This is a genomic window from Pseudomonas sp. R11F (assembly GCF_050312575.1).
In the GTDB taxonomy this organism is placed as follows: Bacteria; Pseudomonadota; Gammaproteobacteria; order Pseudomonadales; family Pseudomonadaceae; genus Aquipseudomonas; species Aquipseudomonas palleroniana.
Genome location: NZ_JBNPJU010000012.1, coordinates 11,784 through 33,579 on the forward strand (window position 1 = coordinate 11,784; position 21,796 = coordinate 33,579).

The 21,796-nt window shown below is 60.2% G+C and carries 22 protein-coding genes; 5 read left to right on the plus strand and 17 right to left on the minus strand.

Annotated elements, in window-relative coordinates; genetic code table 11:
* Window positions 1-8 precede the first annotated feature (8 nt).
* The 3 genes from ACQRBV_RS02585 to pdeM are packed head-to-tail and all read left to right on the plus strand — an operon-like array spanning window position 9 to window position 3,958.
* A complete protein-coding gene (locus tag ACQRBV_RS02585; protein WP_060754065.1) occupies window positions 9-773 on the plus strand; it encodes an ABC transporter ATP-binding protein in 765 nt (254 codons plus the stop codon).
* 54 nt (window positions 774-827) lie between these two features.
* Window positions 828-3,308 carry a ligase-associated DNA damage response DEXH box helicase gene (locus tag ACQRBV_RS02590; protein WP_244384106.1) on the plus strand — a complete coding sequence of 827 codons (2,481 nt, stop codon included), beginning with the start codon at window positions 828-830 and terminating at the stop codon, window positions 3,306-3,308.
* Window positions 3,308-3,958 (plus strand): ligase-associated DNA damage response endonuclease PdeM, encoded by a 651-nt coding sequence (gene pdeM, locus ACQRBV_RS02595; RefSeq protein ID WP_411984435.1) that lies wholly within the window; start codon window positions 3,308-3,310, stop codon window positions 3,956-3,958. The genes ACQRBV_RS02590 and pdeM overlap by 1 nt, the downstream gene beginning before the upstream one ends.
* A gap of 16 nt (window positions 3,959-3,974) precedes the next feature.
* Here pdeM and ACQRBV_RS02600 read toward each other — a convergent pair whose 3' ends face one another.
* Window positions 3,975-4,181: a hypothetical protein gene (locus ACQRBV_RS02600; RefSeq protein WP_060754062.1), complete on the minus strand. Its 207-nt coding sequence runs from the start codon at window positions 4,179-4,181 to the stop codon at window positions 3,975-3,977.
* 107 nt (window positions 4,182-4,288) lie between these two features.
* Window positions 4,289-4,855 (minus strand): dCTP deaminase, encoded by a 567-nt coding sequence (gene dcd, locus ACQRBV_RS02605; protein WP_016973172.1) that lies wholly within the window; start codon window positions 4,853-4,855, stop codon window positions 4,289-4,291.
* 402 nt (window positions 4,856-5,257) lie between these two features.
* Between dcd and ACQRBV_RS02610 the strand changes: the two genes are divergently transcribed.
* Window positions 5,258-5,467: a cold-shock protein gene (locus ACQRBV_RS02610; RefSeq protein WP_002554837.1), complete on the plus strand. Its 210-nt coding sequence runs from the start codon at window positions 5,258-5,260 to the stop codon at window positions 5,465-5,467.
* 200 nt (window positions 5,468-5,667) lie between these two features.
* Here the strand turns inward: ACQRBV_RS02610 and rpoS are convergent, their stop codons facing one another.
* From rpoS to ACQRBV_RS02650, 8 genes are all read right to left on the minus strand, one after another.
* A complete protein-coding gene (gene rpoS, locus ACQRBV_RS02615; protein WP_060754061.1) occupies window positions 5,668-6,681 on the minus strand; it encodes an RNA polymerase sigma factor RpoS in 1,014 nt (337 codons plus the stop codon).
* Window positions 6,682-6,787: 106 nt separating this feature from the next.
* Window positions 6,788-7,627, minus strand: a complete 840-nt coding sequence (locus ACQRBV_RS02620; RefSeq protein ID WP_060754060.1) for a peptidoglycan DD-metalloendopeptidase family protein — start codon at window positions 7,625-7,627, stop codon at window positions 6,788-6,790.
* Between the two features lie 209 nt (window positions 7,628-7,836).
* Window positions 7,837-8,472, minus strand: coding sequence for a protein-L-isoaspartate(D-aspartate) O-methyltransferase (locus ACQRBV_RS02625; protein ID WP_169850588.1), 636 nt, complete (start codon window positions 8,470-8,472; stop codon window positions 7,837-7,839).
* Between the two features lie 41 nt (window positions 8,473-8,513).
* The gene (gene surE, locus ACQRBV_RS02630; RefSeq protein ID WP_060754059.1) at window positions 8,514-9,263 is read right to left on the minus strand and encodes a 5'/3'-nucleotidase SurE; all 750 of its coding nucleotides are present in this window, start codon (window positions 9,261-9,263) and stop codon (window positions 8,514-8,516) included.
* Window positions 9,251-10,309 carry a tRNA pseudouridine(13) synthase TruD gene (gene truD / locus ACQRBV_RS02635; RefSeq protein ID WP_104995714.1) on the minus strand — a complete coding sequence of 353 codons (1,059 nt, stop codon included), beginning with the start codon at window positions 10,307-10,309 and terminating at the stop codon, window positions 9,251-9,253. Before truD ends, surE begins: the two co-directional genes overlap by 13 nt.
* Window positions 10,306-10,779: a 2-C-methyl-D-erythritol 2,4-cyclodiphosphate synthase gene (ispF, locus tag ACQRBV_RS02640; protein WP_060754057.1), complete on the minus strand. Its 474-nt coding sequence runs from the start codon at window positions 10,777-10,779 to the stop codon at window positions 10,306-10,308. Before ispF ends, truD begins: the two co-directional genes overlap by 4 nt.
* Before the next feature lie 54 nt (window positions 10,780-10,833).
* Complete coding sequence (gene fghA, locus ACQRBV_RS02645; protein ID WP_060754056.1) at window positions 10,834-11,679, minus strand: S-formylglutathione hydrolase; 846 nt, start codon at window positions 11,677-11,679, stop codon at window positions 10,834-10,836.
* An 8-nt stretch (window positions 11,680-11,687) separates the two neighbouring features.
* The gene (locus ACQRBV_RS02650) at window positions 11,688-12,800 is read right to left on the minus strand and encodes an S-(hydroxymethyl)glutathione dehydrogenase/class III alcohol dehydrogenase (RefSeq protein ID WP_411984434.1); all 1,113 of its coding nucleotides are present in this window, start codon (window positions 12,798-12,800) and stop codon (window positions 11,688-11,690) included.
* Window positions 12,801-12,908: 108 nt separating this feature from the next.
* Between ACQRBV_RS02650 and ACQRBV_RS02655 the strand changes: the two genes are divergently transcribed.
* Window positions 12,909-13,805: a LysR substrate-binding domain-containing protein gene (locus tag ACQRBV_RS02655; protein ID WP_411984433.1), complete on the plus strand. Its 897-nt coding sequence runs from the start codon at window positions 12,909-12,911 to the stop codon at window positions 13,803-13,805.
* 113 nt (window positions 13,806-13,918) lie between these two features.
* Here the strand turns inward: ACQRBV_RS02655 and ispD are convergent, their stop codons facing one another.
* The 7 genes from ispD to ACQRBV_RS02690 all read right to left on the minus strand — a co-directional run bounded on the left by ispD (window position 13,919) and on the right by ACQRBV_RS02690 (window position 21,718).
* Entirely contained in the window at window positions 13,919-14,626 is a 708-nt protein-coding gene (gene ispD / locus ACQRBV_RS02660; protein ID WP_205344419.1) for a 2-C-methyl-D-erythritol 4-phosphate cytidylyltransferase, read from the minus strand.
* On the minus strand, window positions 14,623-14,901 hold the full coding sequence (gene ftsB, locus ACQRBV_RS02665) for a cell division protein FtsB (protein ID WP_057723188.1): 279 nt from the start codon (window positions 14,899-14,901) through the stop codon (window positions 14,623-14,625). Before ftsB ends, ispD begins: the two co-directional genes overlap by 4 nt.
* Before the next feature lie 184 nt (window positions 14,902-15,085).
* Window positions 15,086-16,375, minus strand: a complete 1,290-nt coding sequence (gene eno, locus ACQRBV_RS02670; RefSeq protein ID WP_060754053.1) for a phosphopyruvate hydratase — start codon at window positions 16,373-16,375, stop codon at window positions 15,086-15,088.
* Between the two features lie 157 nt (window positions 16,376-16,532).
* A complete protein-coding gene (gene kdsA, locus ACQRBV_RS02675; RefSeq protein WP_060754052.1) occupies window positions 16,533-17,378 on the minus strand; it encodes a 3-deoxy-8-phosphooctulonate synthase in 846 nt (281 codons plus the stop codon).
* A gap of 5 nt (window positions 17,379-17,383) precedes the next feature.
* Window positions 17,384-19,015 (minus strand): CTP synthase, encoded by a 1,632-nt coding sequence (locus ACQRBV_RS02680; protein WP_060754051.1) that lies wholly within the window; start codon window positions 19,013-19,015, stop codon window positions 17,384-17,386.
* Window positions 19,016-19,288: 273 nt separating this feature from the next.
* On the minus strand, window positions 19,289-20,608 hold the full coding sequence (tilS, locus tag ACQRBV_RS02685) for a tRNA lysidine(34) synthetase TilS (protein WP_411984432.1): 1,320 nt from the start codon (window positions 20,606-20,608) through the stop codon (window positions 19,289-19,291).
* A 162-nt stretch (window positions 20,609-20,770) separates the two neighbouring features.
* The gene (locus ACQRBV_RS02690) at window positions 20,771-21,718 is read right to left on the minus strand and encodes an acetyl-CoA carboxylase carboxyltransferase subunit alpha (protein ID WP_060754049.1); all 948 of its coding nucleotides are present in this window, start codon (window positions 21,716-21,718) and stop codon (window positions 20,771-20,773) included.
* Window positions 21,719-21,796 lie beyond the last annotated feature (78 nt).

Below are 21,796 nucleotides of genomic sequence, written 5' to 3' on the forward strand. Positions count from 1 at the left end.
CACGCTCCATGTACAAATTGACTGTTGAAGGCCTGCATAAAAGCTATGGCGACAATGAAGTGCTCAAAGGTGTTTCGCTCAAGGCCAAGACCGGCGACGTGATCAGCCTGATCGGCGCCAGCGGCTCCGGCAAAAGTACCTTTTTACGCTGCATCAACTTCCTGGAGACGCCCAATGACGGGGCCATGACCCTGGATGGTCAACAGATCCGCATGGTCAGCGACCGCCACGGCATGCGCGTGGCCGATGACGCCGAACTGCAACGCTTGCGCACGCGCCTGGCGATGGTGTTCCAACACTTCAATCTGTGGAGTCACATGAGCGTGCTGGAAAACATCACCATGGCCCCGCGCCGGGTGCTGGGCTGCAGCAAGAAGGACGCCGAAGACCGCGCCCGTCGCTACCTGGACAAGGTGGGCTTGCCGGCACGTGTGGCCGACCAGTACCCGGCGTTCCTGTCCGGCGGCCAGCAGCAACGAGTGGCCATCGCCCGCGCCCTGGCCATGGAGCCTGAGGTGATGTTGTTCGACGAACCGACTTCGGCCCTCGACCCGGAACTGGTCGGTGAGGTGTTGAAGGTGATTCAGGGCCTGGCCGAAGAAGGTCGCACCATGATCATGGTGACCCACGAGATGAGTTTTGCGCGCAAGGTGTCGAGCCAGGTGTTGTTTCTGCACAAGGGCCTGGTGGAAGAGCAAGGTGCGCCGGAAGACGTGTTGGGCAACCCGAAGAGCGAACGCCTGCAGCAGTTCTTGAGTGGCAACTTGAAGTAAACCTTTGGGGCGCCTGGAGGGTCTTTGACTTAGAGCCTCCAGAGCACCTGCCCCATGGCAAAACCCCTCGACTTCGCCAAGACATGGTTTGCCACCCAGGGCTGGAAGCCGTTCACCTTCCAGAAAGACGTATGGGCTGCCGTCAAGGCCGGCCAATCGGGTTTGCTGCACGCCAGCACCGGCGCCGGTAAAACCTATGCGTTGTGGTTTGCCGCGCTCAATCGCTTCGCCGGCACGCGCCCGCCCGCGACGGGTAAACGCAAAGTGCCGGCACCGCCGCTGACCGTCCTCTGGATCACGCCGATGCGCGCATTGGCCGCCGATACGGCACGCGCCCTGGAAGCGCCGCTTGCGGCCTTGCAGATTCCCTGGAGTGTCGGCCTGCGTACCGGCGATACCAGCAGCAGCGAGCGCGCTCGCCAGACCCGACGTCAGCCCACCGCGCTGGTGACCACCCCGGAAAGCCTGACCCTGATGCTCGCCCGCGCCGACAGCGAAACGAGCCTGGCGCACTTGCGCATGGTGGTGGTGGATGAATGGCATGAACTGATCGGCAACAAGCGCGGCGTGCAGTTGCAACTGGCGCTGGCGCGGTTGCGCCGCTGGCATCCGGAATTAATGGTGTGGGGCATCTCCGCCACCTTGGGGAACCAGGCCCACGCGCTTGAGGTGTTGGTCCCACACGGCGACGGGATCAATGTGCAGGGGCAAACGGCCAAGCTACTGAAAATCGACACCCTGTTGCCCCCCATCGCCGAGCGCTTTCCCTGGGCCGGGCATATCGGCCTGAAAATGCTCCCGCAAGTGGTCGCCGAAGTCGACGCCAGCAGCAGTTGCCTGGTGTTTACCAATACGCGGGCACAGTCGGAGATCTGGTATCAGGCGCTGCTGGACGCCCGCCCGGACTGGGCCGGTGTGATTGCCCTGCATCACGGCTCACTGTCCCGGGAGACCCGCGACTGGGTCGAGCGAGCCTTGAAAGACGGCCAGCTCAAGGCAGTGGTCTGCACCTCCAGCCTGGATCTGGGCGTGGACTTCCTGCCGGTGGAGCGTGTGCTGCAAATCGGTTCGGCCAAAGGCGTGGCGCGCCTGATGCAGCGCGCCGGACGTTCCGGCCACGCGCCCGGCCGCCCATCGCGGGTGACGCTGGTGCCCACCCATAGCCTGGAGCTGGTGGAAGCCGCCGCCGCCCAGGACGCAATCGCCCAGCGACGCATCGAAGCGCGCCAATCGCCTGAAAAGCCTTTGGACGTGCTAGTACAACATTTGGTGAGCATGGCCCTGGGCGGCGGCTTTACCCCGCAGGCCTTGTTGGCCGAAGTACAGGGAGCCTGGGCTTACCGCAACCTCACCGATGAGGATTGGGCCTGGGCCTTGGGCTTTGTGCGCCATGGCGGGCTGTCGCTGACGGCGTATCCGGATTACCGCCGGGTGGAGCCGGATGAGCACGGCATCTGGCGCGTTCCCGACGCGCGCCTGGCGCGGAGGCATCGCATGAGCGTAGGCACCATCGTCAGTGACGCGAGCATCCAGTTGAAGTTCTGGAGCAAAGGCGGCGGCGGCAAGCACCTGGGCAGCGTGGAAGAGGGTTTTATTGCTCGGCTCAAACCGGGGGATGGCTTCCTGTTTGCCGGGCGGCTGTTGGAGTTGGTGCGCGTGGAAAACATGACCGCCTATGTCAAGCGCAGCACCGCCAAAAAAGCTGCGGTACCGCGCTGGAATGGCGGGCGCATGCCGCTTTCCAATGAACTGGCCCAGGCGGTGATCGAGCGTTTTGATGCGGCGGCGCACGGGCATTTCGACGGGCCGGAAATGCAAGCGGTACAACCCTTGTTGCAAACCCAGCTGCGCTGGTCGGGCCTGCCCACACGCAATCACCTGCTGGCAGAGGCGTTGAAGTCGCGGGAAGGCTGGCACCTGTTTCTCTATCCCTTTGCCGGGCGCCAAGTGCATTTGGGCTTGGCGAGCCTGCTGGCGTGGCGGGTCAGCCAACAGCAACCGGTGACGTTCTCGATTGCGGTCAATGATTATGGGCTGGAACTGTTGAGTGCCACGCCTCTGGACTGGCCAGGTTTGCTCTGCCCCGCATTGCTGAGCCCGCAAAACCTGCTGGCGGATGTGGCGGCCAGCCTGAACGCCGGGGAACTGGCCCTGCGCCGCTTTCGCGAGATCGCACGCATCGCCGGACTGGTATTCGCCGGCTATCCTGGTGCGCCAAAAAGCACGCGCCAGGTGCAGGCCTCCAGTGGCTTGTTCTTCGAAGTGTTCAAGCAATATGACCCGCAGAACCTGCTGCTAAGCCAGGCCGGCGAAGAAGTCCTGCGTGATGAGTTGGATATTCGCCGGCTGGAGGACACGTTGCTGCATTTGTCCGCACTGCAACTGGAGCTGCACCGTATAGAACGGCCGACACCACTGGCCTTTCCCCTGCTGGTTGAACGCATGCGCGAAAGCATGAGTTCGGAAAAACTCTCGGAGCGTATTGCGCGGATGGTCAAGGATCTGGAAAAGGTCGCCGATAACGGGAAGCGCTGATGGTTTGCTCGATAACCCTTGAGAAACAAGAATTGTGGCTGCTAGCTGACAAAGCGATCTACTGGCCTGCGCGCCGCTGCCTGTTGATTGCCGATGCGCATTTCGGCAAGGCGTCGGCTTATCGCAGCCTCGGCCAGCCGGTGCCACAAGGCACCACCCAAGAAAACCTGAAGAAGCTGGACCAACTGCTGGCAGCCTTTGCCTGTGAACAGGTGATCTTTCTGGGAGATTTCCTGCATGGGCCCGGTTCACACGCCAGCAGCACGCTGGGCGTACTCAGGGCCTGGCGTGAACGCCATCGCGAGCTGAGCCTGACCTTGATTCGCGGCAATCACGATAAGCGCGCGGGCGACCCGCCGGCCGACCTGCGCATAGAGGTGGTAGGGGAGCCGCTGCTGATGGGTCCGTTTGCCCTGCAGCACGAACCGGACGCCCATGCCAGCCACCATGTATTGGCGGGGCACGTGCACCCGGTGTATCGCTTGCGCGGCAAGGGCCGGCAAAGTCTGCGCCTGGCGTGCTTCCAGATTGGCAGGCGGATCAGCCTGCTGCCGGCGTTTGGCGCTTTTACCGGCGGCTATCCGGTTTCGCCGAGTGACGATGAGCAGATCTTTGTCGTAGCGGATCAGGGCGTATGGCCAGTTCGCTGAGAACTGGCCACCCGGCTCATGCCACCGGCACAGGTGGCGGCTCATCGTGAGGTGGAACGCCAGCCGGCTCATTCGGCTCATCAGGCTGCGGAGAGTCTGGATCAGGTTGGCCAGGGATACCGCCCGCATAAGCAGGGTCGGCCATCAGGGACCAGGCCAGAACGCCAATCTGGTTGGGTTCCAGCCGGGCAAGTTCGGCGCTGATTCGCGGGTCGATCTTCATAAAGCACTCCTCAAGCATGGCCCGGCGCGTTTTACACACGCCGAGGCTGTACACCTAATAGAGTCACTTCCCGCGGACTAATTCCCTTTACGTGTAAGAGCTTTCGATCAAGCGCGTGGGAGAGTAACGCCACGCTGGCCCTGATACTTGCCCCCACGGTCCTTGTAAGACACTTCGCAGGCCTCGTCGGATTGCAGGAACAGCATCTGCGCCACGCCTTCGTTGGCGTAGATCTTCGCCGGCAAGGTGGTGGTGTTGGAGAACTCCAGGGTGACGTGCCCTTCCCACTCAGGCTCAAGCGGCGTCACGTTGACGATGATGCCGCAGCGGGCGTAGGTGCTTTTGCCCAGGCAGATGGTCAACACGTCGCGTGGGATGCGGAAGAACTCCACGGTGCGCGCCAGGGCGAAGGAGTTCGGCGGGATGATGCACACGTCGCTCTTGATGTCGACGAAGCTTTTCTCGTCGAAGTTTTTCGGATCGACGGTCGCCGAATTGATGTTGGTGAACACCTTGAATTCGTCAGCGCAACGCACGTCGTAGCCGTAGCTGGAAACCCCGTACGAGATCAGGCGTTCGGCGCCTTCGCCACGCATCTGGCGCTCTACGAAGGGCTCGATCATGCCGTGCTCTTGCGCCATGCGGCGAATCCACTTGTCCGATTTGATGCTCATGGCGGGTGTCCTGAAATAACGAGGTGGAGAAATTCTGTGGGGCATCTTACCGGGGCCAGCCTTAGGGTTCAAAGGGCGTGGGGCTTTTCTTGATGATGCCTGCGCTTACCTGCAAGCCTGTATAAAGCCGCCGCCAGCGGGGCCGGGCCTCGGGTTGGCGCCGTTGGTGACGGTAAATACCACCGCCAGTCACGAAAATAGAGAAACCTACGGAAATATCATTGGCACGTTCCGGAAAAAGGGTTAAGGTGGCGCCACTGTGTTGCTTGTGTCACTGAGAATCTCTACACGATATGTTGAATTTCGATCCAACCATCTCCAAGAATTTTTCCTGCTCTTTGCACTCAGTCTCGGCCAGGGCTTTTCCTGAGTCGCAGTTAACTTTGTCCAAGGAGATACACCATGTCTAATCGCCAAACTGGTACCGTTAAGTGGTTCAACGATGAAAAAGGCTTCGGCTTCATCACTCCACAATCCGGTGACGACCTGTTCGTACACTTCAAAGCTATCCAGTCCGACGGCTTCAAAAGCCTGAAAGAAGGCCAACAGGTTTCTTTCATCGCTACCCGCGGTCAGAAAGGCATGCAAGCTGAAGAAGTTCAAGTTATCTAACTTGTACTGACTTAGTCGAAAAAACCCCGCTTTTAATAGCGGGGTTTTTTTATGCCTGGGATTTGGTCTTACCACCCTTTATGCCAGGCACAAAAATGCGCAAGGGGGCTTGCTCCCGATAGCGGCGCCTCAGTCAATGCATCCAGTGACCGATCTACCGTTATCGGGAGCAAGCCCCCTCTCACATGCAAGCTACGGCGTTATTGAAACAACGACTCACTCGACAAGCCATTCTTCTCAAGGATCTCACGCAAGCGCTTGAGCCCCTCCACCTGGATCTGCCGCACCCGCTCACGGGTCAGGCCAATTTCCAGGCCTACATCCTCCAGGGTGCTGCTCTCGTGGCCACGCAGGCCGAAGCGGCGAATCACCACCTCACGCTGCTTGTCCGTAAGCTCCGACAGCCACTGGTCAATGCTTTGGGAAAGATCATCGTCCTGCAACAGCTCACAAGGATCCGTCGGACGATCATCCGTCAGGGTGTCCAGCAGGGTTTTATCCGAATCCGGACCCAGCGAGACATCGACCGAAGACACGCGCTCGTTCAGGCCGAGCATACGCTTGACCTCCCCTACCGGTTTTTCCAGCAGGTTGGCGATTTCTTCAGGCGAAGGTTCATGATCGAGTTTTTGTGTCAGCTCACGCGCCGCCCGCAGGTAGACGTTGAGCTCCTTGACCACATGGATCGGCAAACGGATCGTGCGGGTCTGATTCATGATCGCCCGTTCGATGGTCTGGCGAATCCACCAGGTGGCGTAGGTGGAGAAGCGGAAACCCCGCTCCGGGTCGAACTTCTCCACTGCCCGGATCAAGCCCAGGTTGCCTTCCTCGATCAGATCCAGCAGGGAAAGGCCACGATTGACGTAGCGTCGGGCGATTTTCACCACCAGGCGCAGGTTGCTTTCAATCATGCGCTTACGCCCAGCCGGATCACCCTTTTGCGACAAGCGCGCAAAATGGACTTCTTCATCGGGAGTCAACAGAGGGGAAAAGCCGATTTCATTGAGGTACAGCTGGGTCGCATCGAGCGCCCGCGTGTAGTCAATGTACTTGTGTTGCTTTAACGCTGTGGAGTTCTTGGATTTGGTGCGAACTGAAGGTGGTGCGTTTCCTTCATGATTCGACATCGATGATTCCTTCTCGGTGAGAATCTCCATTTCAAGGAGAACCTCATCGTCGATGTCAAACTCCGGCGCTTCTTTACTGAGAGCCATTGTTATAGTCCTTTGGTGAGTTCGACCTCAAGCTCAAGCGACGCCTTTATCCTTGGCAACGCTGGAGCCTGTTCCTTCTACGTGAGGGAACAGGCTGTGCAACACATCAACGACGGGGCAGGAATTGCAGCGGATCTACAGGCTTCCCTTGACGGCGAATCTCAAAGTGCAGTTTCACCCGGTCTGTGCCAGTTGATCCCATTTCGGCAATTGTCTGTCCGACTTTGACTTGCTGCCCCTCCCGAACCAACAACCTGCGGTTATGACCGTAGGCACTGACGTAGGTGTCGCTGTGTTTGATGATGACCAGCTCGCCGTAGCCCCGTAAACCACTCCCGGCGTACACCACTGTCCCATCAGACGCAGCTAAAACAGGCTGTCCCAAATCCCCGGCGATATCAATGCCTTTATTCAAACTACCGTTTGAAGAGAATTTTCCAATCAACACACCGTTCGAGGGCCATCCCCAACCCGTTGGCGCAGGGCCCGCAGGTGGCAACGGCGCGGGTGCCGGCTTGCTCGCCGTCGAAGGCGCGGCGGTACCGGCAGGCCGCGTGATGATGGTGGTTTTGCTCGAAGACGATGGCGAAGATCCAGTGTTTGTCACAACTGTCGTAGGCGTGGAACCGGTGCGACCATCGAAACGAATGGTCTGCCCCGGATGGATCGTATAGGGCACAGGAATACTGTTGCGCGCAGCGAGCGCTTTGTAGTCCCAACCGTAACGAAAGGCGATCGAGAACAGCGTGTCGCCCTTTCGCACGACATACTGGCCGGTGGTAACCATGGGCTTTTGCGGGACTGAACTGGCGTTGCGATCGACAACCCGCGCGCCACTTGAGGGTGAGCTTGAACAGCCCGCCAATAAGGAACTCAAGACAAGGCCAAGCACCAGTCGCTGAAAACTTGTTTTACTCATACGCTGCGCAAGACCTGTGAGACTCACCCGCCGCTCCCTTTGTGGTGGCTGAACGTTAACGCCTGTACCAGGCCTGAAATATGACGCAAGTATAACTGGGCATTGGATTGATACCGGCACGGGGATGAAACGAAAAATCCACCCTGTTTAATTCCGGCTTCCGATCATGTTGACACGATAGACCCCGCCGTAAGACACATCGCCGCCAACAGAATTCACTGCCCGCGAATAAATGATCAAGCCAGCGGGCCATTGAGCAAGGGTACAAAACGCACTGCACCCAAGACATGCCGAGAAAAGCCTTCGTCTTCCCGGATAATGAGCATCAATTGTTGCACTTCGCCGGAACCCACGGGGATGACCAGGCGCCCGCCCGGCGCCAGTTGATCCAGCAAGGCTTGCGGCACATCGGTGGCCACCGCCGTGACAATAATGCCGTTATACGGAGCCAGGGCCGGCCAGCCCTCCCAACCATCGCCCCAGCGAAACACCACATTGCGCAGGTTCAACTCCACCAGGCGTTCCTTCGCGCGGTCCTGCAGCACCTTGATGCGCTCCACCGAGAACACCCGCTCCACCAGCTGCGACAGCACCGCCGTCTGGTAGCCGGAACCGGTGCCGATCTCCAGCACCTTGTCCAACGGCCCCGCCGCCAGCAACAGTTCGCTCATGCGCGCAACCATATAGGGCTGGGAGATAGTCTGGTTGTGGCCGATGGGCAACGCGGTATCTTCATAGGCACGGTGCGCCAGGGCTTCATCGACAAACAGATGCCGAGGCGTACGCCGGATCACCTCCAGCACCTGGGCATTGGACAAGCCCTCTTCGTACAGGCGCTGGATCAAGCGCTCACGGGTACGCTGGGAAGTCATCCCGATGCCACGGCGCAACAGGTCGTCTTGTTCACGCGCCATCAACGCAGCCCCTCAAGCCAGCCATCGAGGCTACTGAAGGCATCACTGAAGGTGCGATCAAGTTGCAACGGGGTAATCGAAACATAACCTTGCATCACCGCATGAAAGTCCGTGCCGGGGCCACCGTCTTCGGCGTCGCCGGCTGCAGCGATCCAGTACCCTTCCTTGCCACGCGGATCGACCACCTTCAAGGGCGCCGCCGCACGGGCGCGATGGCCCAGGCGGGTGAGCTGGATGCCACGAATATGATCGAGCGGTAAATTGGGCACGTTGACGTTGAGCACAGTACGCGGCGGCAACTCCAGCGACCCATGAGCCTCCACCAGCTTGCGTGCGAAGTAGGCGGCGGTCGACAGGTTATCCAGTTGCCGCGAGGCAAAGGAAAAAGCGAACGAAGTCCGACCGAGGAAACGCCCCTCAAGGGCCGCCGCCACGGTGCCGGAATACAGCACGTCATCCCCCAGGTTTGCACCGAGGTTGATGCCCGATACCACGAGATCCGGCTCTTGATCCAACAAACTGTTGATCGCCAGGTGCACGCAGTCGGTGGGAGTACCGTTTACGCTGATAAAGCCATTGGCCAGAACCTGCGGGTGCAGCGGACGGTCGAGCGTCAGCGAACTGCTGGCGCCGCTCTTGTCCTGATCCGGGGCGACCACCACGCACTCGGCGTAATCCTGCAGCGCACCATAGAGCGCGGCAAGACCGGGTGCGGTGGCACCGTCATCGTTTGATATCAGAATACGCATGGGTTGTCCGTCGGCCCCACCGGCACCAGATCAACAAGCTCGCGCACCAAGACAGTGGCGAAGCATCCGGCCGGCAGGACGAATTCCAATTGCAGAATGTCAGGTGCGGGATAATGCCACGTCAACCCGCCAATGGGCAGTCGCAGAATGCGACGTTCCTGGCTCATGCCGGCATTCACCAGCCAGTCACGCAGATCGGCTTCCTCGGCGGCGACCGCCTGCTCCAAGGCAAAGGTCGCTCCCGTGGCGGGCGAGTCACCCTCGCCCCACTGCGGCCCGGTCGGGTGCAGGTCCAGAATGGCCAGGCGCGGATCGCTGCATTCAGCCTCCCCCGCCGGAAAAAAACTGCGACTGTCGGTAAACGCCAGCAGGTCACCCACTTGGGCACGCTGCCAGGAACCGTCCGCAACACGCGCAGCCAACACCTTGTTGAACAGGAAGCTGCGCGCCGTGGACAGCAGCCGCGAGCGCACATTGCGCTGCTCCGGCAGGGCCTTGCGCGCCGCCCACTCACGGGCGTCCACCACGTTGCCGCCGTTATGGCCGAAACGCTGGGCACCGAAGTAGTTGGGAATGCCATGCGACGCGATCATCTGCAAGCGCGCATCGATGGCGGCGGTATCGCCCTCCAGTTGGGTCAGGCGCAATGTGAAGCCGTTGGCCGAATGCGCGCCGCGCTGCAGCTTGCGCTTGTGGCGGGTCATCTTGAGAATCTTGAGGGTGTCGTTTTCAGCACCGCTCATATCCGGGTCGGCCTTACCCGGCAATTGCACGCTGAACCACTGGCGAGTCAACGCCTGACGGTCCTTGAGGCCAGCATAACTGACGGTGCGCAATGGCACGCCAGCCGCCCTGGCAATGCGTCGGGCCGCCTCCTCAGTGTTCAGGCCGCGTTTTTCCACCCATAACCACAGGTGCTCGCCGTCACCCGTCAGCGGGATATCCAGCACTTCGTCGACCTGGAAGTCTTCAGCCGTCGCCTTCAGTACAGCGCGGCCCAACGCCTCGCCATAGGCCCGTGGGCCCAGCAATTGCAGGTCGTTCATGCGCGCAGCAACAACGCAACGGAGTGCACCGCAATGCCTTCTTCACGACCGGTAAACCCGAGTTTTTCGGTGGTGGTGGCTTTCACGTTCACTTGATCCAGTTCAATGTTCAGGTCAGCGGCGATCAACGCTCGCATCGATTCGATATGCGGGGCCATTTTCGGCGCCTGGGCCACGATGGTGTTGTCGACATTGCCGACCTTCCAGCCCTTGGCGTGGATCAGGCCGACCACATGGCGCAACAAGACACGGCTGTCCGCGCCCTTGAAAGTCGGGTCGGTGTCCGGGAAATGCTTGCCGATGTCACCCAGCGCCGCAGCCCCCAGCAACGCATCGCTCAAGGCATGCAGCAAGACATCGCCGTCGGAATGAGCCAGCAACCCATGGTGGTGCGCGATCCGCACGCCACCCAGGGTGATGAAATCGCCTTCGGCGAAACGGTGCACATCGTAGCCGTGGCCAATACGCATAAAAAAACGCCCCGATTTAATTCAGGGCGTGATTCTACCTACTTTTGCCTCACATTAACCGAGCAAAGCACGACCATGATGTCGCAAATGGTCTTCGATGAAGCTGGCGATGAAAAAGTAGCTATGGTCGTAGCCGGGCTGCAGGCGCAACTCCAGTGGGTGGTTGGCCACCTTCGCCGCCTGTATCAGGGCCTCAGGCTTGAGTTGCACCGCGAGAAAATCGTCGCGGTCGCCCTGATCCACCAGCAATGGCAGCTTTTGCGCCGCTTCACTGATCAGTACGCTGGCATCCCATTCACGCCATTTCGAGCGCTCCTCGCCCAGATAGCGCGAGAATGCCTTCTGCCCCCAAGGACAATCCATCGGATTGCTGATCGGCGAAAACGCTGACACCGACAGGTAACGCCCTGGGTTGCGCAACGCGCAGACCAACGCGCCATGCCCGCCCATGGAGTGACCGCTGATGCCACGTTTATCCGATGCAGGGAAATGTGCTTCAACCAACGCCGGCAATTCCTGCACCACGTAGTCATGCATCCGATAGTGCTTGGCCCACGGTTCCTGGGTGGCATTGAGGTAGAAGCCTGCGCCCAGGCCGAAATCCCAGGCGTTGTCCGGGTCACCGGGCACACCCGGCCCACGGGGGCTGGTGTCCGGCGCGACGATGATCAACCCCAGCTCGGCGGCCATGCGCTGGGCGCCGGCCTTCTGCATGAAGTTCTCGTCGGTACAGGTCAGCCCGGACAACCAGTACAACACCGGCAGCTTGCCGCCCTGCTCCGCTTGCGGCGGCAGGTAGACCGCGAACGTCATGTCGCAGCCGAGGACATCGGAATGATGCTTGTAGCGTTTATGCCAGCCGCCGAAGCTCTTCTGGCATGACAGGTTCTCCAGACTCATGGCCGACCTCAAAAGTGGATGACGGTACGAATGCTCTTGCCTTCATGCATCAGGTCAAACGCTTTGTTGATGTCTTCCAGACCCATGGTGTGAGTGATGAAGGTATCCAGCGGGATCTCGCCGGTCTGAGCCATCTCCACGTAGCTTGGCAGCTCGCTACGGCCGAGCACGCCGCCGAAAGCCGAACCGCGCCAGACGCGTCCGGTGACCAGTTGGAATGGGCGGGTGGCGATTTCCTGGCCGGCACCGGCCACGCCGATGATCACCGACTCACCCCAGCCTTTGTGGCAGCACTCAAGGGCGGCGCGCATCAGTTGCACGTTGCCGATGCACTCGAAGGAAAAGTCCACACCGCCGTCGGTCAAGTCGACGATGACGTCCTGGATCGGGCGATCATAGTCTTTCGGGTTGATGCAGTCGGTGGCGCCCAGTTGCTTGGCGATTTCGAATTTGGCCGGGTTGATGTCGATCGCAATGATACGACCCGCCTTGGCCTTGACCGCGCCAATCACCGCCGACAGGCCGATGCCACCCAGGCCGAAGATCGCCACGGTGTCACCCGGCTTGACCTTGGCGGTGTTGATCACCGCACCAATACCGGTGGTGACGCCGCAGCCCAGCAGGCAGACTTTTTCCAGCGGCGCTTCTTTTGGGATCTTGGCTACGGAGATTTCCGGCAACACGGTGTACTCGGAGAACGTCGAGGTGCCCATGTAATGGAAAATCGGCTGGCCCTTGTAGGAAAACCGCGTGGTGCCGTCAGGCATCAAGCCTTTGCCCTGGGTGGAGCGGATCGCCTGGCACAGGTTGGTCTTGCCCGACAGGCAGAATTTGCACTTGCCGCACTCCGGCGTGTACAGCGGGATCACATGGTCACCCACGGCCACCGAGGTCACGCCCTCGCCGATGGCTTCAACCACCGCACCGCCCTCATGGCCGAGGATCGACGGGAAGATACCTTCCGGGTCAGCGCCCGACAGGGTGTAGGCGTCGGTATGGCACACGCCGGACGCGACCACGCGCAGCAGCACCTCGCCCGCCTTGGGCATGGCCACATCCACTTCAACGATCTCAAGGGGCTTCTTGGCTTCAAAGGCTACGGCGGCGCGGGACTTGATCATCCGGGTTTCTCCATGGGTTAAAAACTGAGGCAGTGAGTGTAAAACATGGCCAGGTGATGAATAATCCAGGCAAAAGCAAAACTTTATTGCTGTACAGGGATAATCAACATGCTGGAAAACCGCTGGGAAGGCATCGATGAGTTTGTCGCCGTCGCCGAATGCAGCCAGTTCACGGCAGCGGCCGAGCGCCTGGGCGTGTCGTCGTCCCATATCAGCCGGCAGGTGGCACGCCTGGAAGAACGACTGCAAACGCGGTTGCTCTATCGCAGTACACGCAAGGTCACCCTGACCGAAGCCGGCCAGACCTTCCTGCAGCATTGCCAGCGCCTACAAGACGGTCGCGAAGAGGCCCTGCGCGCCGTGGGTGACCTCACCAGTGAACCCAAGGGCATGTTGCGCATGACCTGCGCGGTGGCTTACGGCGAACGGTTTATCGTGCCGCTGGTAACGCGATTCATGGCGCTGTACCCGCAATTGCGCGTGGATATTGAACTGACCAACCGCCAACTGGACCTGGTGCACGAAGGCCTCGACCTGGCGATTCGCCTGGGGCGCCTGCAAGACTCGCGCATGGTCGCCAGCCGGCTGGCCCCGCGACGCATGTACCTGTGCGCGTCGCCCTCCTACCTTGCAAGGTATGGTCGGCCACATAGCTTGTCGGAATTGAGTCGGCATAACTGCCTGATCGGCAGCTCGGATATTTGGCAATTGGCTCAGGACGGGCGCGAATTTTCTCAACGGGTGCAGGGTAACTGGCGTTGCAACAGTGGTCAGGCGGTACTGGATGCAACGCTGCAAGGGGTTGGGTTGTGCCAATTGCCGGACTATTACGTGCTTGAGCATTTGCACAGCGGCGCGCTGGTGTCATTGCTGGAGGCGCATCAGCCGCCGAATACGGCGGTGTGGGCTCTGTATCCACAGCAGCGGCACTTATCGCCGAAGGTGCGCAAGTTGGTCGATTTCTTGAAGGCGGGGCTGGCTGAAAGGCCGGAGTACATCAGTTGATCAATCAGTGATTGAACCTATCGCTATCGGAAACACGCCCCCTCCCACATTTGGAATGCATTTCAAATGTGGGAGGGGGCTTGCTCCCGATGGGGCCGCTGCAGGCCAGCGGCCTACCTGCGATTAGCCCAGCGCAAGCGCAACCACTCCAGATCCTCTGGCCGGGTCACCTTGATATTGTCCGAACGCCCTTCAATCAAGCGCGGCGCCTGGCCGGACCATTCCATGGCCGAGGCTTCGTCAGTGATCACGGCGTCGGCCACCAGGCTGTCGGCCAACGCACGGTGCAATGCCCCCAGGCGGAACATCTGCGGGGTATAGGCCTGCCAGATCAGGCTGCGGTCGACGGTTTCCATCACCCGCCCATGCTTGTCGACACGCTTGAGGGTATCGCGAGCCGGCACGGCCAGCAGCCCCCCGACCGGGTCATCCGCCAGTTCGCTCAAGAGTTTGTCGAGATCGTCGCGGCTCAGGTTTGGCCGCGCGGCATCGTGCACCAACACCCAATCGTCGTCGCTGGCGCCCAGGGCGTTGAGTTGCAAGAGTGCATTGAGCACCGACCCCGAGCGCTGCGAGCCACCGTCCGCACGATGGATACGCGCGTCGCCGGCACACGCCAGTTCAGGCCAATAAGGATCATCAGAAGCAAGACTGACCACCAGGCCCTTGAGCGATGGATGGTCGAGAAAACAGCCAAGGCTGTGTTCGAGAATGGTGCGCCCGCCCAGTTGCAGATACTGCTTGGGACGGTCAGCGGCCATACGGGCACCGACGCCCGCGGCAGGAATCACGGCCCAGAAGGCCGGTAGACGGTAACTCATTGGGCCAACTGGTAGAGGGTTTCACCCTCCTTGACCATGCCCAATTCATGACGAGCCCGCTCTTCAACGGTCTCCGTACCTTTTTTCAGCTCAAGTACTTCGGCGTCAAGGACGCGATTACGCTCCAGCAGGCGTTCGTTTTCGGCGTGCTGGTCGGCAATCTGCTGGGTCAGTTCTTCTACCTGCGCAAAGCTGCCATTACCGACCCATAGGCGGTACTGCAGGCCAGCCAGCAACAAGAGCAAGACGAGGAATAACCAATTGGGACTGCGCATCGAAATCCGGGTATCCAGTGAAAAAAGCCAGCCATGTAAAACTTTTGCAGCAACTGATAGCACGAAGCCTGGAAGGACCAGGCTTGTGCTAGATAGCCATCAGGTTAGCGTCGAAAAACACCCTATCGTGGTTTTTCCGACGCAATCCAACGACTTTTTACCATGCTTTACCATCAAGTAGCGATCAGCCGCGAAACTCACCGCGACCGTTGTACTTGGCTTTACCCGCCAGTTGCTCTTCGATACGCAGCAATTGGTTGTACTTGGAAACGCGGTCGGAACGGCACAGGGAACCGGTCTTGATCTGGCCCGCCGAGGTGCCCACAGCCAGGTCGGCAATGGTCGAGTCTTCGGTTTCGCCGGAGCGGTGGGAGATCACGGCGGTATAACCTGCTGCCTTGGCCATCTGGATGGCTTCCAGGGTTTCGGTCAGGGTGCCGATCTGGTTGAACTTGATCAGGATCGAGTTGGCGATCTTTTTGTCGATGCCTTCTTTCAGGATCTTGGTGTTGGTCACGAACAGGTCGTCGCCCACCAGTTGGATTTTTTCGCCGATCTTGTCGGTGAGGACTTTCCAGCCGGCCCAGTCGGACTCATCCAGGCCGTCTTCGATCGAGATGATCGGATAACGCTCGGTCAGACCTTTGAGGTAGTCGGCAAAACCTTCGGAAGTGAATACGTGGCCTTCACCCGACAGGTTGTATTTGCCGTCTTCATAGAACTCGCTGGCTGCGCAGTCCAGGGCCAGGGTCACGTCGGTGCCCAGCTTGTAGCCGGCGTTGGCCACGGCTTCGGAGATCACTTTCAGTGCATCTTCGTTGGACGCCAGGTTCGGCGCGAAACCACCTTCGTCGCCCACGGCAGTGCTCAGGCCACGAGCCTTCAGTACAGCCTTCAGGTGATGGAAAATCTCGGTGCCCATGCGCAGGCCATCGGAGAAAGTCTTGGCGCCAACCGGCTGCACCATGAATTCCTGGATGTCGACGTTGTTATCGGCATGCTCGCCACCGTTGATGATGTTCATCATCGGCACCGGCATCGAGTACACACCCGGCGTGCCATTCAGGTTGGCAATGTGAGCGTACAGCGGCAGGTCCTGGTCCTGGGCAGCAGCCTTGGCAGCGGCCAGGGACACGGCGAGGATGGCGTTGGCGCCCAGGTTGCCTTTGTTTTCGGTGCCGTCGAGCTTGATCATCGCGTGATCCAGGGCTTTCTGGTCCACCGGATCCTTGCCCAGCAACAGGTCACGGATCGGGCCGTTGATGTTGGCTACGGCCTTCAGTACACCTTTGCCCAGGTAACGGCTCTTGTCGCCATCACGCAGTTCCAGCGCTTCGCGCGAACCGGTGGAAGCACCGGACGGCGCGCAGGCGCTACCGATGATGCCGTTATCGAGAAGCACGTCGGCTTCGACGGTGGGGTTGCCACGGGAGTCGAGAACTTCACGACCTTTGATGTCGACGATTTTTGCCATTGTTGTAAACACTCCAAAGTTGACGAAAACGACGCAGCTGAAGGAAAACTTTTGACCGACCGCAAGGGTGGAACAACGGGGCAGGCTTGCAGGCGACAAGGCTCAGGCCCGCGGGCCTGAGCATAAAACGAGGGAAAGTCTACCGGAGAAACGGTGCTTACGCGGTTTCTACCGTCGGAAAACTCTTGACCAGTTCGTCCAACTGCTTGAGCTGGGCCAGGAACGGCTCCAGCTTGTCCAGGCGCAGGGCGCAAGGACCATCGCACTTGGCGTTGTCCGGGTCCGGGTGGGCTTCCAGGAACAGGCCGGCCAGGGACTGGCTCATGCCCGCCTTGGCCAGGTCGGTGACCTGGGCACGACGCCCACCGGCGGAGTCCGAGCGACCACCGGGCATTTGCAGCGCGTGGGTCACGTCGAAGAACACCGGGTATTCGAACTGTTTCATGATGCCGAAACCGAGCATGTCCACCACGAGGTTGTTGTAGCCGAAGCTCGAGCCACGCTCGCAGAGGATCAACTGGTCGTTACCCGCTTCCACGCACTTGTTCAGGATGTGTTTCATCTCCTGGGGCGCAAGGAACTGGGCTTTCTTGATGTTGATCACCGCGCCGGTCTTGGCCATCGCCACGACCAGGTCGGTCTGGCGCGACAGGAAGGCCGGCAACTGGATGATGTCGCACACCTCGGCGACCACGGCAGCCTGTTCAGGCTCGTGGACGTCGGTGATGATGGGCACGCCGAAGGCTTGCTTGATGTCCTGGAAGATCCGCATGCCTTCTTCAAGGCCCGGGCCGCGATAGGAGGTCACGGACGAACGGTTGGCCTTGTCGAAGCTGGCCTTGAACACGTAGGGGATGCCCAGCTTCTGGGTGACCCGCACGTACTCTTCACAGACCTGCATCGCCATGTCGCGGCTTTCCAGCACGTTCATGCCGCCAAACAACACCATGGGCTTGTCGTTGGCAATTTCGATGTCGCCTACGCGAATGATCTTCTGGGCCATCAGGGTTACGCCTTCTTCTGATGTTGCGTCAGTGCTGCCTTGACGAAACCGCTGAACAACGGGTGACCGTCACGCGGAGTCGAGGTGAACTCAGGGTGGAACTGGCAAGCGACGAACCATGGGTGATCCGGTGCTTCGACCACTTCAACCAGCGCGCCGTCACCGGAGCGACCGGAGATTTTCAGGCCGGCTTCCTTGATCTGCGGCAGCAGGTTGTTGTTCACCTCGTAGCGGTGACGGTGACGCTCGACGATCACGTCCTTGCCATAGCAGTCGTGCACCAGCGAGCCCGGCTCCAGCAGGCAATCCTGCGCGCCAAGGCGCATGGTGCCGCCCAGGTCGGAGGTTTCGGTACGGGTTTCAACGGCGCCGGTGGCATCTTCCCACTCGGTGATCAGGCCCACGACCGGATGGCCGCTGCTGTGATCGAACTCGGTGGAGTTGGCGTCTTTCCAGCCCAGCACGTTACGGGCGAACTCGATAACGGCCACTTGCATGCCCAGGCAGATCCCCAGGTACGGGACCTTGTTCTCACGGGCGTACTGTACGGCAGTGATCTTGCCTTCCACGCCACGCAGGCCGAAACCGCCAGGAACGAGGATCGCATCGACACCTTCGAGCAGCGCAGTGCCCTGGTTCTCGATGTCTTCGGAATCGATGTAGCGCAGGTTGACCTTGGTACGGTTGCTGATACCGGCGTGGCTCATCGCTTCGATCAGCGACTTGTACGCGTCCAGCAGTTCCATGTACTTGCCGACCATCGCGATGGTGACTTCGTGCTCGGGGTTGAGCTTGGCGTCGACCACGGCGTCCCACTCGGACAGGTCCGCGCCGCCACACTGCAAGCCGAAACGCTCGACCACAAAATCATCCAGGCCTTGCGAATGCAGGATGCCCGGGATCTTGTAGATGGTGTCGGCGTCTTCCAGGCCAATCACCGCACGCTCTTCAACGTTGGTGAATTGCGCGATCTTGCGGCGCGAGGAAATATCGATCGGGTGATCGGAGCGGCATACCAGCACGTCCGGCTGCAGGCCGATGGAACGCAGTTCCTTGACCGAATGCTGGGTAGGCTTGGTTTTGGTTTCGCCGGCGGTGGCAATGTACGGCACCAGGGTCAGGTGCATCAGCATCGCGCGCTTGGCGCCGACTTCGAAACGCAGCTGGCGGATCGCCTCGAGGAACGGTTGGGATTCGATGTCACCCACGGTGCCACCGATCTCGACCATCGCCACGTCGGCATCGCCTGCACCCTTGATGATGCGGCGCTTGATTTCGTCGGTAATGTGCGGGATCACCTGGATGGTTGCACCCAGGTAGTCACCACGGCGCTCCTTGCGCAGCACGTGCTCGTAGACACGGCCGGTGGTGAAGTTGTTGTTCTGGGTCATGGTCGTGCGGATGAACCGCTCGTAGTGGCCCAGGTCCAGGTCGGTCTCGGCGCCGTCATGGGTGACGAACACTTCACCGTGCTGGAACGGGCTCATGGTGCCCGGGTCGACGTTGATGTACGGGTCCAGCTTGAGCATGGTGACTTTAAGCCCCCGCGCCTCCAGGATGGCCGCCAATGAAGCGGAGGCAATGCCTTTCCCCAATGAAGAAACAACACCGCCCGTGACGAATATGTAGCGCGTCATGAAAAACCCTAGAAGTCTGCGTTAAAGCGGTCCGAGCCGCCGGGGAAAGCGAAGGAAGGCCGAAGCCCCCGATCACCTGCATTAATCACAGTGCACCTTTCAAAAAAACCGCCGCGTGGTGACAGACCAGCAATGAAACACCGGTACGTTGATCGCTACACATTTTTTGGAATCGCCCAGCAAAGACTGCTTGGTAATCGGCAACTGCTGCGATTCAGGAGAATCCACAGAAGTTGTATCAAGAAGGGAGCGTAGTCTACCGGAAAGGCTCTATCAGCTCAAACCTTGATCGCAGGTCTGTGGCAACCAATGCAATTGCCAATCTTCACTCGGTACTGCCCAGCGTCCAGCGACGCTGGGGCCACCCAGCAATTGCTCGCCCCGATACAGGAGCGGCAATCTGCCACGGACGAAGCCCGGCAGCGCGCTTTCGTTAAGCAGGCGCTTCAGATCACGGCGACCTCGCCCCGGCACCTCGAGCACTTCACCGCCCCGGCGATAACGAACCTCCAGAGGACCTTCGGGCGCCTTGCCGACCAACTCCAGCCGGCCATTGTCGGGTAACTCTAGTGGGTTTTGCGGATCGGGCCAGCTCAACGTTGCGTCGGAAAATTCCGCCCAGGCACCCGGCAACCACCAGATGCGCTCGCTGCAACGGTGCAACTCGCCATCGGCCATGCGCCACAGAGGTTGCGCATCCGGCTTGGCGTCGCGCAGGGAATGCCAACCGGCCCAGTGATCACTGTCGGGTAAACGGGTCAGCGGGGTCAGCCAATGACGCAAGGCGTTGCGCTGGCGAGCGTCGGAAAGCTCACGCAATGGTGCAAGGGCCAGTGACGGTAAAGGCAGCCAGGGGAATGGTGAAGGTTGGTCCGCGGCCTGCAAGTCCATCCGCGCCAAGTCGTCCAGCAGCCCCTGGGCCTCGCCGAGCTGCTCGGCGGTATGGGCCAGGCGGCTGGCGGCTTGCGGCCAGCGCTGCGTCAGTGCCGGAAAAACGCGATGGCGCAAATAATTGCGCGAAAAATGCGGGTCGGCATTGGAAGGGTCTTCGACCCATAGCAATTGATGTTCATGGGCGTAGGCTTCCAGATCAACGCGTGAGACGTCGAGCAAGGGTCTCAGCAGATGGCCTCCAGCCAAAGGGCGATGACCAGGCATCGCCGCCAAGCCACGCACACCGGCCCCACGCAGCAGGCGAAACAACAGGGTTTCGGCCTGATCTTCGCGATGCTGGCCCGTAAGCAACACCTCCCCTGCCCCCGTGACTTCGGCAAACGCCTGATAACGTGCGTCGCGGGCGGCGCGCTCAAGGCTCGCTCCAGGCCGGACCTGCACACGCATGACGCACAAGGGCACGCCAAGGCTGTCGCACACCGACTGGCAATGACTGGGCCACGCGTCGGCGGCAGCTTGCAGGCCATGGTGGACATGCACGGCACTGAGCGTCGGGAACGTTTCGGTTTTTGCCAAAGAGACCAGAAGGTGCAGCAGCACGGTGGAATCCAGCCCACCTGAGAAAGCGACATGCCAGGCCGGGGCATTGCGCCACGGGGCAAGGACTTGAAGGAGTTTGGCGGCTAACGCTGGCTTCATCGGAAAATACCGCCATCAAGCTGGAATGCGACAACCCAGCATACACAAAGCAAATGTGGGAGGGGGCTTGCTCCCGATAGCAGTGGGTCAGTCACTGGATCCATTGACTGACACTCCGCAATCGGGAGCAAGCCCCCTCCCACATTGAGTATTGCGACGCTCTTACAGGCCGTAGCTCATCAGGCGCTCATAACGACGGGTCAGCAGCGCTTCGTTATCCAGCTTCTTGAGCATCGCCAGTTGCGAACCCAGTTCGGCGCGGATGGTCGCAGCAGCGGCAGCCGGGTCGCGGTGAGCGCCGCCCAATGGCTCGGCGATCACTTTATCCACGATACCCAGGCCTTTGAGGCGATCGGCAGTAATGCCCATGGCCTCGGCAGCGTCCGGCGCTTTTTCTGCGGTTTTCCACAGGATCGAGGCGCAACCTTCCGGCGAGATCACCGCGTAGGTCGAATACTGCAGCATGTTCAACTGATCGCAAACGCCAATGGCCAATGCGCCGCCGGAGCCCCCTTCACCAATCACAGTCGCGATGATCGGGGTTTTCAGGCGAGCCATGACGCGCAGGTTCCAGGCAATCGCTTCGCTCTGGTTGCGCTCTTCAGCGTCGATACCCGGGTAGGCGCCCGGCGTGTCGATGAAGGTCAGGATCGGCATTTTGAAGCGCTCGGCCATTTCCATCAGGCGGCAAGCCTTGCGATAGCCTTCCGGACGCGGCATGCCGAAGTTGCGGCGCACCTTCTCGCGGACTTCACGGCCTTTCTGGTGACCGATCACCATGACCGGCTGGTCATCCAGGCGGGCGATACCACCAACGATGGCGGCGTCATCCGAGAAGTGGCGGTCGCCATGCAGCTCGTCGAATTCGGTGAAGATGTGCTGGATGTAGTCCAGGGTGTATGGGCGACGCGGATGGCGAGCCAGGCGTGCGATCTGCCAGCTGGTCAGCTTGCCGAAGATGTCTTCGGTCAGCGTCTTGCTCTTGTCTTGCAGGCGGGAGATTTCATCGCCGATATTCAGCGAATTGTCATTGCCGACCAGGCGCAGTTCTTCGATCTTGGCTTGCAGGTCAGCGATCGGCTGTTCGAAATCAAGAAAATTCGGGTTCATAAGCGTCCGTCTTGGGTCGACGGCCAAGGAGTGCCTGGCCAGCCGGTTGTCTATTCGCGCCCTACCTTAAGGGAGAGG